Origin of the sequence: Shewanella electrica (assembly GCF_022321485.1) — a bacterium.
Lineage (GTDB): Bacteria > Pseudomonadota > Gammaproteobacteria > Enterobacterales > Shewanellaceae > Shewanella > Shewanella electrica.
The window spans coordinates 275,792-290,324 of record NZ_JAKOGG010000004.1; the positions used below are offsets into that span (position 1 = coordinate 275,792).

General features: G+C 47.3%; 11 protein-coding genes. 5 read left to right on the forward strand and 6 right to left on the reverse strand.

The window, feature by feature from the left end; genetic code table 11:
- Positions 1-49: 49 nt before the first annotated feature.
- Positions 50-454: a MerR family transcriptional regulator gene (locus L9G74_RS08145; RefSeq protein WP_238895801.1), complete on the reverse strand. Its 405-nt coding sequence runs from the start codon at positions 452-454 to the stop codon at positions 50-52.
- Positions 455-714: 260 nt separating this feature from the next.
- Here L9G74_RS08145 and L9G74_RS08150 point away from each other — a divergent pair, with 260 nt between their 5' ends.
- Both L9G74_RS08150 and gnd read left to right on the forward strand, forming a co-directional pair.
- Positions 715-2,631, forward strand: a complete 1,917-nt coding sequence (locus L9G74_RS08150) for a propionyl-CoA synthetase (RefSeq protein WP_238895802.1) — start codon at positions 715-717, stop codon at positions 2,629-2,631.
- 199 nt (positions 2,632-2,830) lie between these two features.
- Positions 2,831-4,360: an NADP-dependent phosphogluconate dehydrogenase gene (gnd, locus tag L9G74_RS08155; RefSeq protein WP_238895803.1), complete on the forward strand. Its 1,530-nt coding sequence runs from the start codon at positions 2,831-2,833 to the stop codon at positions 4,358-4,360.
- A 60-nt stretch (positions 4,361-4,420) separates the two neighbouring features.
- Here the strand turns inward: gnd and L9G74_RS08160 are convergent, their stop codons facing one another.
- Positions 4,421-5,296 carry a 1,4-dihydroxy-2-naphthoate polyprenyltransferase gene (locus tag L9G74_RS08160; RefSeq protein WP_238895804.1) on the reverse strand — a complete coding sequence of 292 codons (876 nt, stop codon included), beginning with the start codon at positions 5,294-5,296 and terminating at the stop codon, positions 4,421-4,423.
- 398 nt (positions 5,297-5,694) lie between these two features.
- On the opposite strand from L9G74_RS08160, the gene L9G74_RS08165 reads away from it, so the two are divergent.
- The 3 genes from L9G74_RS08165 to L9G74_RS08175 all read left to right on the forward strand — a co-directional run bounded on the left by L9G74_RS08165 (position 5,695) and on the right by L9G74_RS08175 (position 8,050).
- Complete coding sequence (locus L9G74_RS08165) at positions 5,695-6,576, forward strand: SDR family NAD(P)-dependent oxidoreductase (protein WP_238895805.1); 882 nt, start codon at positions 5,695-5,697, stop codon at positions 6,574-6,576.
- A gap of 185 nt (positions 6,577-6,761) precedes the next feature.
- Entirely contained in the window at positions 6,762-7,646 is an 885-nt protein-coding gene (gene tesB / locus L9G74_RS08170; RefSeq protein ID WP_238895806.1) for an acyl-CoA thioesterase II, read from the forward strand.
- The gene (locus L9G74_RS08175; protein WP_238895807.1) at positions 7,646-8,050 is read left to right on the forward strand and encodes a YbaY family lipoprotein; all 405 of its coding nucleotides are present in this window, start codon (positions 7,646-7,648) and stop codon (positions 8,048-8,050) included. Before tesB ends, L9G74_RS08175 begins: the two co-directional genes overlap by 1 nt.
- Before the next feature lie 233 nt (positions 8,051-8,283).
- On the opposite strand, the gene L9G74_RS08180 is transcribed toward L9G74_RS08175, so the two are convergent.
- From L9G74_RS08180 to L9G74_RS08195, 4 genes are all read right to left on the reverse strand, one after another.
- Complete coding sequence (locus tag L9G74_RS08180) at positions 8,284-10,293, reverse strand: methyl-accepting chemotaxis protein (protein WP_238895808.1); 2,010 nt, start codon at positions 10,291-10,293, stop codon at positions 8,284-8,286.
- A 250-nt stretch (positions 10,294-10,543) separates the two neighbouring features.
- Positions 10,544-11,110 carry a chalcone isomerase family protein gene (locus L9G74_RS08185; RefSeq protein WP_238895962.1) on the reverse strand — a complete coding sequence of 189 codons (567 nt, stop codon included), beginning with the start codon at positions 11,108-11,110 and terminating at the stop codon, positions 10,544-10,546.
- A gap of 19 nt (positions 11,111-11,129) precedes the next feature.
- The gene (locus tag L9G74_RS08190; RefSeq protein ID WP_238895809.1) at positions 11,130-11,609 is read right to left on the reverse strand and encodes a DUF2947 domain-containing protein; all 480 of its coding nucleotides are present in this window, start codon (positions 11,607-11,609) and stop codon (positions 11,130-11,132) included.
- Positions 11,610-11,711: 102 nt separating this feature from the next.
- A complete protein-coding gene (locus tag L9G74_RS08195) occupies positions 11,712-14,150 on the reverse strand; it encodes a motility associated factor glycosyltransferase family protein (RefSeq protein WP_238895810.1) in 2,439 nt (812 codons plus the stop codon).
- Positions 14,151-14,533: the final 383 nt, after the last annotated feature.

Consider the following 14,533-nt stretch of genomic DNA (forward strand, 5'->3'; position numbering starts at 1 on the left):
TCTCCGTCACTGTGAACCCCAGTAACAACAGTACAGAGACCAGCACTGATTAACCTTTATCGGCAATCTCTGCTAACGACTGGCGACATTGGCTTTCGGCGGAGGAGAGTTCCATCAGCACGATTTTGATGTCGTCCATCTGCTGCTGTAGGGCGTGTTTTTTTTCCTCTATCAGCGTGAGCATGGTATTGAGTTGTGATGTACTGCTTTTGTCGGCATCATAGAGCTCAAATAGTCTGCGTGTTTCTGCTAGAGAAAACCCCAGTCTTTTACCCCGTAAAATCAACTTCAAACGCACACGGTCTTTCATACTGTAGATGCGCGTTTGGCCGCGGCGCTTGGGCTTAAGCAGTCCCTGATCCTCATAAAAGCGAATGCTACGTGTCGTGATATCAAACTCTTTCGACAGTTCGCTAATGGAATAAGAGGTTTGTGGGCTTGACTTAATACTCATGTGCTACGGCTTCCTGCATAAAATACAACAACCTAGTCAAGATATATGAAGTTTACGTAAAGGTAAATAAAACGTTGTTTAATTTTAGCCAAGTTCCAACCCCTCGCTGAATTTTTTGCAGCACTTTTTTCATTAATCCCCGTTGTAACTAGGGTCATAGGCTAACGTCTAATAGGGAGTGCTTAAAAAATCAACCCATAATGAAGTTGGAAGGAAGGGGTGTTTTTGCCGTAAAGGTAGTCCTTGGGGAGGACAATTGAATGACAGAACCAGGTTTAGCCCTGTACAGAATGTCACTCGATGACAAAAACGCATTTTGGGGCGAGTGTGCCAAATTAATTGATTGGTATCAGCCCTGGGAAAAGGTACTTGATGACAGTGAAGCGCCGTTCTATCACTGGTTTAGTCAAGGCCAACTCAATACCTGTTTTAACGCTGTTGACCGACACGTTAACCGTGGGGCGGGAGAGCAGGTTGCCATTCGCTATTTTAGTCCTGTCACGCAAACCGAATATGCGGTGACCTATGCTGAATTACAGGCGCAGGTGAGTCGCTTGGCGGGCTATATTGCATCGCTGGGGCTAGTGAAAGGTGATCGGGTGGTGATCTACATGCCGATGATCCCGGAAACCGTCTATGCCATGCTGGCTTGTGCGCGCTTGGGTGTCATTCATTCGGTGGTGTTTGGCGGCTTTGCGGCCAACGAGCTGGCCACCCGAATTAATGACGCCAAACCTAAGTTAGTGCTCAGTGCTTCCTGTGGTGTCGAACCCTCAGGTGTGGTGCCATACAAGCCATTATTAGATAAAGCGCTAGAGCAGGCGACGCATAAGGTTGACCACTGCCTGATTTTGCAGCGCAGCCAATATCAAGCGGAGTTGCTGGAAGCACGTGATGCTGACTGGCAGCCCGCTGTTTGCCAAGCGCAAGCGGTTGACTGTGTGCCCGTAGCGGCCACAGATCCACTTTATATCCTGTATACCTCAGGCACTACCGGGCAGCCAAAAGGAGTGGTGCGCGATAATGGCGGCCATGCCGTTGCCTTGGCGTGGTCGATGAAGCATGTGTATGACATTGATGCTGGTGATACCTTTTGGGCGGCGTCTGACGTTGGCTGGGTGGTAGGTCACTCTTACATTGTGTACGCACCGCTGCTGGTGGGCGCGACCACGGTGTTATATGAGGGCAAACCGGTAGGCACGCCAGATCCGGGGATTTTTTGGCGCACTATCGAAAAGTATCAAGTGAAGTCATTCTTTACCGCGCCAACCGCTATTCGCGCCATCAAACGGGAAGACCCCAACGCGGAATATGCCGCTAAAGCTAACTTGAGTTGCCTTAAAAATGTGTTTCTAGCGGGTGAGCGCTGTGATCCTGAAACACTCAATTGGGCGGCGAGTAAGTTAGGTAAACCGGTGATCGACCATTGGTGGCAAACGGAAACCGGTTGGCCGGTGGCGGCAAACCTGATGGGTATCGATCCTATCCCAATCAAAGCAGGCTCACCGGCGCGTGCCGTACCGGGATATCAGGTAGAAGTGCTCGATGAATTTGGTGAAAAAGTCGCCGCAGGCAAGTCTGGAAATGTAGTAATAAAACTACCTTTACCGCCGGGAACGCTGACCACTCTGTGGCAAAATAACCAACGTTTTGCCGATAGCTATTTAAGTATGTATCCGGGCTACTACCTCACGGGAGATGCGGGTTACATGGATGACGATGGCTATCTCTACATTATGAGTCGTATCGACGACATTATTAATGTGGCGGGGCATAGGTTGTCTACTGGTCGCTTTGAAGAGGTATTGTGTCAACATCCTGCGGTCGCTGAGGCGGCGGTGATTGGTGTCGACGATAAGCTCAAAGGCCAAGTGCCGTTGGGGCTGGTGGTGCTCAAGAACGGCGTCGACATCAGCGACGAGCAGTTACACAAAGAGCTGGTAGCGTTGGTGCGGCAGGAGATCGGCCCGGTTGCCGCATTTAAGCTGGTCAGCGCAGTGCAAAAATTGCCGAAAACTCGCTCTGGTAAAATTCTACGTGGCACGATGCGCAATATTGCTGATAACAAGAGCTTTACCCCGCCTGCAACCATTGAAGATCCGCAGACGCTCGATATCGTGCGAACAGCATTGACTCGCATGGGCTATGCGGATTCATTGTTGCAGACACACACTTAATCGCCGCAAATTGGTCAAGACCCGCCGCTCGGCGGGTCTTTTTGTGATCTTGATTCGGAACAATCGATTTTTTCGTAAGTTTTCATCAGTACTATCTGTTTGCATCGGTAATAGTTCATTCAGTAATATACGAACTAATTATTGGATGTATCGCACATTTTTGTCTTTTGTGTGAACACAAGTTTGGTGGGAAAACATTATGGAACCCGAGTTAAAAGCTGCAGATATTGGTGTTATTGGTCTGGGCGTGATGGGTAAAAACCTCGCACTCAATATTGTTGATAATGGTTTTTCTGTTGCAGCGTTTGATCTGGACGAGCAAAAAGTCCAGGCGGCAGAGCAACAAGCGGCCTCTGAGGTCACAGGACGTGAACAGCGTTTGTTCGGGGTAAACTCTCTCGCGAAGATATTGGCTAGTGTTAAGGCTCCACGAGTATTTTTGCTGTCTGTGCCGGCGGGTAAAGCGGTCGATAGTATTTGTGATGCCTTAATTGAAGCCGGTGCCATTGCTGAAGATATCGTTATCGATACCGGTAACAGCCTGTGGACTGACACCGTTGCTCGTGAAAAGCACTACCAAGGCAAGCTGACATTCTTTAGCTCTGCGGTATCTGGTGGTGAAGTGGGTGCCCGTTTTGGACCTTCGCTGATGCCTAGCGGTGATCGCGCTGCGTGGGATCGTATTGCCCCAATTTTCACTGCGATTGCTGCAAAAGTTGACGGCGCCACAGGGCAACCGCTGGAACGTCACCAACCGGGTGAAGTGATTGAACAAGGTGAACCTTGTACCGCTTATATCGGTCCTGCAGGCTCTGGTCACTACGTTAAAATGGTGCACAACGGTATTGAATATGCCGATATGCAACTGATTTGCGAAACGTTCCACTTTATGCAAATCGGCCTCGGCATGAGCACCGTCCAAATCGCCGAAGTGTTTGAGCGTTGGAATAAAGGCGTATTGAACAGCTACCTGATTGAAATCAGCGCTGAAGTACTGCGCCAAGTTGATCCCCAAACCAACAAACCTTTGGTTGATATCATCCTTGATAAAGCCGGCCAAAAAGGCACCGGCTTGTGGACTGCGGTAAGCAGTTTGCAACTGGGCTGCCCAGCGTCAACCATCGCTGAAGCCGTTTACGCGCGTTCAATGAGCACGCAAAAAACCTTGCGTCAGCAATTGGCAACGTCACTGCAAGGCCCAAGCATTGCACCAGTGAGCGCTGACGAACAACAGCAAACCATCGATGCATTGGAAGCGGCATTGTACTGCGCTAAAGTGACGGCCTATGCGCAAGGTTTCCAAATGATTGCTATGCAAGCTAAAGAGCAACATTGGGAATTGGATTACGCTGCTATCGCGCGTATCTGGCGTGCGGGTTGTATCATTCGTGCTGGTTTCCTCAGCACCATTAGCGATGCGTTTGAAGCGAATGACCATCTGAGCAACTTACTGTTGGCCGATGGTTTTGCTTCTAAGTTGAACGAGTTGCAAGGCCAATGGCGTCAAGTGGTTGCCAAAGCGGTCGTGAATGGTATTCCTGTGCCGTGTATCAGCTCTGCGTTAGCTTACTTTGACTCGCTGCGTTGTGAAGTATTGCCAGCGAATCTACTGCAAGGTCAACGTGATTACTTTGGTTCGCACACCTTTGAAAGAACCGATGCACCAGCGGGTGAGTTCTACCACATCACGTGGAGTGAATCGCCACGTAAGTTGGTGAAAATTGGCTAACATTTCCAGTTAGCAAAAAGGCTTCCCGCGGGAAGCCTTTTTTTGTAGTAAAAAAAGCGTTTACACGCCAACCACTAAGCCCACGCTAAACAGTGCGCTGAACATCATTGTTAGTTTGGCGGTACGGCCCAATAATGGATTCAGCGATGCGCCAGAGTGTTGCGCAAAATCTGACGACAGCTTGCGTGCCATAATCAGCGACAAACCGGCCAATAGCACGGGGAAACCGGGTAGTTGCCCCAGCAAAAAGCCCGCAATAATCAAACCAAATGGCAGATACACCAGCGCTTGATACATCACTTTGGCTTGCGCTTCACCGATGCGTACCGCCAGTGTTTTTTTACCTGCTTGGGTGTCGGTCCGAATATCACGGGTGTTATTCACCAGCATAATTGCCGCATTGAGCAGACCAACGGCGCTACCTAATAACCATGATGCGGTAGTAGTAGTGCCAGCTTGTAGGTAATAACTGCCAACAACAGCGACTAAACCAAAAAATACGAAGGCAGCCAGTTCGCCTAGACCATGTGATGCTAGCGGGTAAGGGCCACCACTGTAACCTAAGGCGCCCAGCATGGATGCCGCTGCCAGAATGGCAATTGGCCAACCACCGTGCCAAATCAAAAACGAGCCGACAACTAATGACAGCAGCAAGCAAAATGTCATGGCATTGCGCACGTTTTCCGGTTTAATCATACCGCTTTGGGTGACGCGAGTTGGGCCAACACGTTCAGCGGTATCGATGCCGTTGCGATAGTCGAAATAATCGTTAGCTAAGTTAACAGCAATTTGCAGCAACAAGGCACACACCATCGAGGCAATCGCCACTGGCATGCTAAATCTGTCGAGCGGAAGAGCAAGAAAATTACCAATCAGCAGCGGACCTGCAGCAGCAGGTAAGGTACGCGGCCGGATGGCGAGGATCCAAGGGTTCATTCTGTACCAGCGAGTTAGACCAAATACTAAGGTTATAGGATAACAATTTCTGTTGGGAAAGTTAGTACAACAGGAAGAATGCATGTAAAAGAGTTTGAAACAGCGCACATTTGTTGTCCTTCCTTAACTAAAAAATGGCCCCATACTCAATAGAACACGACACATTTGTCATGAGTTTGGCGTTGGCGCTGACAAGTTTTGCTCGCGCCGCTGTCGACCTTAAACATCTGTGTTGCAGTTTATCGAATGCAGGCACGGGACAAGGAGCCGTCCCGCCAGCGACAATGCCACAGTGTGGGGTTACGCCGTGCGTATTACCTGCACCAAACGGTGGGTTGAGCAACCTGCTGGCTAAATAGACAGATTGAAACATTGGTCAGCCAATAGGAGTGGCAAACATGCGCTTTAACGACAGAACTATGGTGGTGACGGGCGCGGCATCCGGATTAGGTAGGGCGTTTGCCATCGCTTTAGCGCAGCGTGGTGCCAGCCTAGCGCTGATTGATAACCAATCCTTAATGGAGGTGAAATGTGCCGTTGAAGCGGTTGGCGCTGAGGCGGTTTGCTGGCAATGTGATGTCGCGGATGAGGTCAGCATTAGCAATGTTTGCCAACAGATATTAGCGACCTTTGCCCAAGTCGATGGCCTAGTGCTTGCGGCTGGCGTCCATCACAGCCAAGCGTTAGAACATATGCCAAGACAGGAGTGGCGCCGGCAAATTGATGTCGATTTTGATGGTGCCTTTATGCTTTGCCGCGCGTTTTGGCCGCACATGAAAGCACAGGGATACGGCCGTATTCTCTTGTTAACAGGTGCCAGCGGTTTATTTGGTGATTATTTTGAGTCGGCCTATGCCACCGCTAAGATGGGATTGATTGGCCTGGCTAACTGTTTGAGTCAAGAAGGGCTTAACTACAATATTCACGTCAATACATTGTGCGCGCATGCACTTACCCCGATGACATCGCAACATCTGGCGGCGGACGTTGCGCCGATGTTTTCTATGGAAACCCCGGTGGCAGCGGCTATCTATCTAATGAGCGACGATGCGCCATCGGGGCAACATCTCTTGGCGGCCGCAGGCAGCATCAGCCGCGCCTATATTGCTCAGTCCAAACCTTTGTATTTGCCCGCTGCGCGTTGCACGCCGGAAATGTTGCAAAAATCATGGAGCAGGTTAAACGCGCATCCCCACCCGTCGGTGAGCCGCAGCGGAGAAGAGCAGATAGTGAAATGGGCCGCATTAGCGTCGAAAGAACATGGGGTATTGCTCAAATAGCAACATGGTGGAATACCGTCATTATCAGCGTGAGCACAGGGCAAGATAACTGCCTAAAACTGCTATGGATCTCAATTCTTGCGCATGGTGACGGCTAGTTCGCCGCTTCCTAATGTTAACGCTGGTATTCCGTTATGGGTCTGCGGTAATCTTTGGCGAAGAGAATATCAGATGCAGGATTGTTCATGAGTCACGTGCTAGATGAGTTAATGTCGCTTTTGGCGTTAGAACGTATTGAAACGGGTTGGTATCGTGGCCAGAGCCAAGATTTGGGCTTTGGCCATGTTTTTGGTGGTCAAGTCATGGGGCAGGCGTTGAGTGCCGCGCGGCAAACTGTACCGGCAGATCGTCATATCCACTCGTTGCACTCTTACTTTTTACGCGCGGGTGATGAAAAACTCCCGATTATTTATGACGTGGAAACCATGCGCGATGGCGGCAGTTTTAGCGCCCGCCGCGTGAAAGCGGTGCAGAAAGGTCGGCCGATTTTTTACATGACTTGTTCTTTCCAAGTGGAAGAAAAAGGCTTTGATCATCAAAGCACCATGCCTGATGTGCAAGGGCCTGAAGGTTTGCTGAACCAACAAGAGTTAGCCATGACATTGCGAGACAAAGTCCCGCCGAAAATGTTAGAAAAATTCATGGCTGATGCGCCGATTGAGATGCGACTGGTTAATCCGCTCAATCCGGTGACACCAAATGAGACTGAACCGCGTCGTTATGTGTGGATCCGTGCCAATGGTCATGTACCACCAGATCATGATATGCACGATTATTTGCTGGCATATGCGTCCGATTTCAATTTTCTTGTTACCGCCGCCCAGCCACATGGTGTATCGTTTTTGACACCGGGTATGCGCATGGCAACCATCGATCATTCCATCTGGTTCCATCGCCCTGTTAACTTAAGTGATTGGTTGTTATTTGCCATTGAAAGCCCAAATGCTTGCGGTGGCCGAGGTTATGTTCGCGGTCAGTTCTTCGACCAACAAGGTCGATTAATTGCTTCATGTACGCAGGAAGGACTCATGCGAATGACTGACTCACTTCAAACAAAAAAGGATGACTAATGAAGCTGCTTAAAGGTGTGTTTGCGCTGGTGATGCTACTGTCGGTAGCGGGATGCGTTACGGTTGAACCAGATCCACCTGTAGTGATTAATGGCGCCGCGGGTTACCGTGAAAAACTGGCATTACCTCCGGGTTGTACCATCACCATTGCGGTGATCGATTTAGATACGCCGGGCGTCATTATTGCGCAAAAGTCCTTTAATGTAGCTCGTGCGCCTGTGCCGTTTAAATTTATTCTGCCGGCCGATACTATCAGCTCGAAAATTAACTACGGGGTTGTGTCGTTAATCCAATACAACAACAAAGTGATTTTCCAAACCTACGATAAGTATCCTGTTATCAACAACGGCAAATACACCGTCGAAGTGATGATGAAAGCGGTACCGCTGGAAAACCTGCAATAGTTTGCCATCGGCAAGCGTCATGTCCGTCCTAAGATATGTGCGCGGTGTCACCAAGGCCTCGCATGTTAGGACGGTGCATAAAGGCCAGCGTGTAATCACATTGCCTGCGTTGACGGTTTGAAAATGAGTGTTGTCGTAAAGATGTCCGCTTGATGTAAACCTATTTCAGGACGGAACACCGCAATAAAAAAGGTGCTGATATCAGCACCTTTTTTGTCTTTGAATATTTAGCTTTACACTTTGAAAACGCTAATTTGGCGCTTCAAGGTGGTGGCCAACTCTGCCAATTGATCGGCAGACTGCACTGTATCGTTGGCGCGGGAATCGCCTTCTTTTGCCAAGTCGGTGATTTCGTGCAGACTACGAGTCACGTCCGCCGCAACCGAACTTTGTTGTTCCGTCGCGCTAGCAATGCTGCTTACTGAGATGGCTAAGTCAGCGATGCGTTGCGCAATCTGCATAAGTTGCTGATTAGCCGCAGAGCCTTGCTGCGATGATTTTTGCCCCAGCAAGTGGCTCTCATCCATGCGAGACGCAGTATCTCGTACCTTAGATTGCAGTTGCAGAATCGTCTGGCTGATCTCAGAAATAGATGCCTGAGTACGGCTCGCCAAGGTGCGAACTTCATCGGCCACCACCGCAAAGCCGCGACCTTGCTCACCGGCGCGGGCAGCTTCAATGGCAGCATTAAGTGCTAGCAAGTTAGTTTGCTCGGCGATGCCATTAATAACTTCAGTGATCTTGTTGATGGCTTCACTTTCTTTGGCAACACCTTCAACCGCTTGGTGACTTTGGGTCAACTGCTCTGACAAGGTTTCCAGCGCATGCACAACTTGCAACAAAGCTTGTTGGCCTTCTTGTGCGGCACTATCCACTTGTCGACTCTGGTCCGCACTTTGGTTGGCATGATTAGCGACATCTCTAATTGAAGTAGACATCTCTTCAATTGCCGTGGCGATTTGATCGGTTTGCGACATCAGTGCCTTGGCTTCTTCGCCGTTTAAGCGGGCGGTGTTTTGCGCGGTGCTCGCTTGTGCTTCCAGCGTTTGTACTGAATCCAATAACGAGCGGATCAGCTTACGCAAGTTTTGCGTCATCAAGCTGGCGCTATAGCTAATGCGGTCAACTTCGTTTTCACTAGCACTGCTGATGTTGGGTAGGTCAATACTGAGATTACCTTTACCCAGTTGCTCCATATGCTCTTGCAAGCGGCGTAACGGATTTACTGTTTTCACCAACACCATCGACAGCAACGCAGTGATTGCCAGAATACCTACCAGCGAAATCAACATGCTGACGTACAGCAAAAATTGGCTTTCTTCGTTCAACTCAGCCGATTTAGCTTGGCCGATAATAAGCCAATCCCAGCCGGGGATCGCTGCACTGAGGCTCACCATTTCGTCGCCACTATGATTGGTAAAGCTAAACATCTGGTCTTGCTGTGCTAGCAGTTGTTGCAGCGGCAAACCATCCAACTGACTCGCTTCTACTGGGTTACCGATGGGCAACGATGGATGAGCAATCAACGAATTATCGGCTTGACGCAGTACCATGTAGTAACCGGACTCCTCAATGCGTAGCTGCTTCATCGATTGCTGCAGTTGTAGCAGTGAGTCGGTAATATCAAAACCGATATAGAGAATCGCGACCACTTGGCCTTGGGGATCCTTCATCGGTTGGTAGATGGTCATATAATCTTTGCCAAAGAGTTTGGCATAACCTTCGTAGGTCTCACCATTGATTAATTTGCTATAACCCGGGTGTTTTTGACCGAGATACGTGCCTAAGGCGCGCGTGCCATCAGCCTTGGTTAACGAGGTCGAGATTCGCAGAAAGTCATCACCATCACGCACAAAAATGGTTGCGTTACCGCCTGTGAGTTTGGCGTAACGGTCAACTTTGCTTTTAGATGAGTTGATCAGTTCACGGTCTTGCATCAACGCTGGGGTGTCTTTGCCCAGAATGTTAATGGTTTTACCCTCGGGCTTGTAGAATTGTCCCGGATACATTTCGCGAAACACTTGACTATTGCGGCGAGCGAGAATGAGTAAGGTGTCGTACTGAAGCTTCAGTAGGTCCTCAACTGAATGCATTTGAGCTTGCACACCTGTCAGCGCCTTGTCACGCAGTGCATTGGCTGCGGACTTATAAGAAATGGCGCCTATCAGGCCAAACACGACGATAGTAAGTATAAATGACAGCGTCCCTATCTGTTTGGCTATGGGCCAGTTGCGGTAGTTCATTGTCTAATCTCTTATTAAAATTATTGATTGTTCAAGCTCAGAGCCATAGTTGAGTACAGGCTAGACGCTTGTGGCTATATCAGGATGCGTTCGATGTTGAGTATAGCTGTTATCGGCCATCCACAAGATTTTGTTAGTTTAATCTACTAAATAATCTAAAAAGTGAATCCGTTAACAGGGACCAAATTTAGTCCCAATTGTGCATAAGAAAAAGCAGCTAACTTTGCGGTTAACTGCTTCTTTTATTGCCTTACTTGGCGGCAAGCATCGCTTTTTTAAGACTATTCTGTGCTGGTTCATCACCGAGCCAGATATTCATTAGTGCAATACGGAAGGTATCATTACCCACAGTGGCTTGTCGTTGTTGGTTTTTAAAGGCAGAAACGCCATCTTTTTTGCTGAACAGCAACAAAAACTGGTCGCCAACCTTAATTTCATCTTTAAACAAGCTAATAAACTGTTCGATCTCTGCGGCAATCGGTTCAGTATTGCCGTGAGTGGCATCATTAAAACCTTCACGAATCGCATCTTCCATTTTTTCGGAAGTGATTAATCCCGATAAAATGGTGAGATTAATAGCGGCATAATCCGCCTCCAGTACTTCGGTGACCGACTTGGTTTTGCTTGGCAAATAAAGGCCGCCGACATACAAATCCATAAAGAATTTAGTACGTACTCCCGCACCGTTAAGCACTAATTCGGGCGTGCCATCAAGCTGTAAACTCTCGGCAACTTGAGTATCTGCCACTTCGCGGGCAGCGGTGGTAAATGACGCGACAGACAGCCAAGCAAGGCAAAAAACAAACAGTTTTTTCATCATAAGTTTCTCGTATTGATTAACCGCGTAAGCCAATATCACACATACCATCTTGGTGGAACCAAACTGCCTGACGGTTTTGACTGCTGATTAACAGCGGTTCATTGTCATTAAACAGGAAACACTTCCAATGGCGCTTGAAGCATCCCCAAGTGGTTTCTATTACGTCATATTTCTCATAGCAGAAAAACACCGTGGCATCGTCAGCCCAATCGATGAATCCATTAACGACCTCTGGCAGGGCGTTATCATCACTATCCCATGCCGCTTGCCACTCGTCTGCTTGATGCCAAGTACTGCTGCGAGTTGCCCAATCACCTTTAGAAAACTCATCCGGCGCGACGTTTTTATTGCTTACCCAACGATTCCACACATCCATGGCCGATTTTGGCGTCAATGGTTTAATGAGTGGTTGATCTGGCGCAGGTACAGGCAACTCATGGTGATTAAACATCCAACGACGACGGTATTGGTCTAACGGTTGATAACTAAGGGACAAGCTCACACTCCTGATATGACGTAATCGCGCGATTATATCTGGTTATACAGATCAACCCAAGAACCGCTATTAGTGTTAGCCATTGCTCATATAGGCCATTGGCTAGTTACCTACGCTGTTGAGCATTCGTTGTGCCACCGGGTTACGCGGATCTAACTCAAGCACCTGCTCAAAAATAGTCTTGGCTGCGGTGAGTTGATTCACACTGATTAAAAATTCTGCAAAATTGAGCAATATCGGAATATTCTGCGGATATTTATCTAAGAAGTTCAGATAGCTATTGAGTGCATCCTGAGATTTATTGTTTAAATGCAACACGCGAGCATAGATCGGCTTAAAATCATCGAAGTTCTGTTGCAGCTCACTCAAGGCTTTTTCAGCCACATCGAGTCGCTGCAATTTTAGCGAAAGTGCGGCGATGTCGCGGCGTTGAATATGATCTATCTTGTCCTCAGGAATATTGAGTAGGGACATTAATGCGTCAGCGTCGTTACCTGTCATCATGCTGTAGTAAGCACTGGCAAGGTTAAATTCGACTGCATATTCATCGCTGCTCTGCTGCCTTCTCGCCAGTTCATCAACCATTCGCTTAAGGCCAATATGATTATTCTGGCTTTTTAAATGGAAAATCTTTTTGGTGATTAAATCGTGATTCTTTCGCACCGAAGCTAAAAGGTTACTAAAACACTCTGCTGACTGCTCAACTGTATCATGATAACTTTTTTTAAGGTTTACGCTAATAGCATCTGACAAAATGGTGTTTGCCGCTTTTTCACGGCAGTATATCCTTCCTAGGGTATTGTCTTTTTGCCATATGGTAGCAAGCTGTTCTATAGGATATGTCAGGTCTAGCTCGTCTATTCTGGCTTGAGTGCGTTTAATCGCTTGTTCCAGCAACGTTATCAGTTCTGCTGTTGCTGAAAACATCGCTTGATAATAGTTGGCGTTCATCTCTTTGATGTAACTATCGTCCCAGTCGGCAGTATCACGACTGGTTAAAAATGCTGCAAATTCGCTGAAGCCATAAATCTTAATGGTCGATAATAGTTTTTTCGGCGATTTGTTTATCTCTTTCTCAATTTTCTCGATTTTTTTGCTGATTTGTGGAGATAAATGGGATTTATTTTTGTTACATAGTTCAACTGCTGAGGCGGCATAGCCATTTATTTTTTTGATAGCCGATAGCGCGCTAGTTATCTCTTTCTTTGTTTTTTCTAACGATTCAAGTTTATTATTTTCGCCTGTCAGTATGGCTTGAATAGCACCGTTAAGATGGTCTTGTCTCTCTTTCAACACGATATTTTCTGGAGAAATATGGGAAATATTGTCAATCTTTGCTGCTTGGCTTGATAAGTTAATGATGTCACAGTCTGTTAAATTTTGTGCCTGCTCTGCCAATGATTGGATAGCCAGTTTTAACTGGACAGGGGTTTCTACTGTCTCGCCAGCGTAGGTTGTTACCCATTCACCAATAGTGACCAAATCGGCACCAACGGCTTCCTCTTTTGTGCCTTTGGTATGGGTCTTGCCTGACGTGGAATAGCACAGATCAACCCCCGCCAGTAATATTCGGCTAGCACCCAGCTGTAACGCTAACTCAATGGCAGAGTTGGTGACGGTTGTTTGTTTGAGTTCGACGTTATCTTCCTCTTTCCAAGGATACCGATCACCGAGATAGATGAAATTTTCCGTCCACTGTGCCGAGATGTATGGTGTGGTGTGATATGCCGATGCCAATAAAAATTTATCTTGGTACTGCATCATATCTTTACTGACGTCAAAACTGACTTGCTGCGGGTCAACCGTGACGACAATTTCAGGAGAAATACCACAGGCGATGAGTTTGCCCGCTACTCTTGAAATCGTAATAATTATTAGCTTATCTCTATTATTTTTTATCCAATCTAAGCAGGTGTCGAGAGACGGGCCTCCCGCTGCGATCAGTATGGTGGCATCTTTGGCTTTTTGACGAAGCACTTTCGCAGGGATGTAATTTTCAGCAAGATTGAAAATCTGGTTTTTTATGAAAATCTTTTGATTATATTGTACCTGCTCGGCAATTTTTTTAGTGCTAACCAGTTTTTGAATTTTTAATTTTAAGTCTAAGTATTCTGGAATATGGTTGAGTTGTACTGCCTTTGACTCGTGAATAATAAAGTTGCCTTTACCAATACAGACACTGATGTTTGCTTGGTTTAAGAGTTCTGGCAATTTATCAAAGGTTGTGGTGTAAAAATAATTTTTATCTTTTGCAGGGATGTCGATATTAAGTAGGTGAGTGATATCTTCTAATTCAACAATGATGATGTGGCAGCCTTGCGGTTTCTCTAAGTTGAGCAGATAGTCAGCAAGCAATCCTGAATCTGAACCGATTACGATATGGAGTACATCCTTCATCTTAAAGAACTTTTTATAGGATTGGTCATATAGCGAAGTGGAGTTGATTTTTTCAAACGTGTTCAGGTTTATTGCTGGAAAGTAGACTTCGCCAAATTGACTTACCGTAAAAGTTTGCAGTACGTCGGATGAGATTGATTGCATAATGGGTCCTTGGGTAACGCGCAATGATTTTTTGATGCAAAAGCTAGGCCGCCAACTGATGGTTTTTGCGTGATTTTTACTCAATCACTCTCTTTGGAGGCTGTGCAAAGCAGGCTATCACATCAGCACGCAGTGGGTGAAACCGCGAGGTGAAGATAGTAATGCGATCTCCATGGTAAGTGAGTGTACCGTAATATGCTTGCAGGACGGGGTTAAATCTTGCTGGATCTTGGCATTAGGTGATGTTAGTGACGCGAATGATTACCAAAGCGCGTTGTTTTAAGCTAAAAGCGGCAGATCGCCTCGACAGCATGTTGGTTACTCATTCACGGAGCTATTCGCAATATCTTGATATAAATAGATTATACTTATCCCGATAATCT

Coding starts and splice junctions, on each gene's coding strand:
- L9G74_RS08145 (WP_238895801.1), bottom strand. CDS start 454: ATGAGTATTAAGTCAAGCCCACAAACCTCTTATTCCATTAGCGAACTG.
- L9G74_RS08150 (WP_238895802.1), top strand. CDS start 715: ATGACAGAACCAGGTTTAGCCCTGTACAGAATGTCACTCGATGACAAA.
- gnd (WP_238895803.1), top strand. CDS start 2,831: ATGGAACCCGAGTTAAAAGCTGCAGATATTGGTGTTATTGGTCTGGGC.
- L9G74_RS08160 (WP_238895804.1), bottom strand. CDS start 5,296: ATGAACCCTTGGATCCTCGCCATCCGGCCGCGTACCTTACCTGCTGCT.
- L9G74_RS08165 (WP_238895805.1), top strand. CDS start 5,695: ATGCGCTTTAACGACAGAACTATGGTGGTGACGGGCGCGGCATCCGGA.
- tesB (WP_238895806.1), top strand. CDS start 6,762: ATGAGTCACGTGCTAGATGAGTTAATGTCGCTTTTGGCGTTAGAACGT.
- L9G74_RS08175 (WP_238895807.1), top strand. CDS start 7,646: ATGAAGCTGCTTAAAGGTGTGTTTGCGCTGGTGATGCTACTGTCGGTA.
- L9G74_RS08180 (WP_238895808.1), bottom strand. CDS start 10,293: ATGAACTACCGCAACTGGCCCATAGCCAAACAGATAGGGACGCTGTCA.
- L9G74_RS08185 (WP_238895962.1), bottom strand. CDS start 11,110: ATGAAAAAACTGTTTGTTTTTTGCCTTGCTTGGCTGTCTGTCGCGTCA.
- L9G74_RS08195 (WP_238895810.1), bottom strand. CDS start 14,150: ATGCAATCAATCTCATCCGACGTACTGCAAACTTTTACGGTAAGTCAA.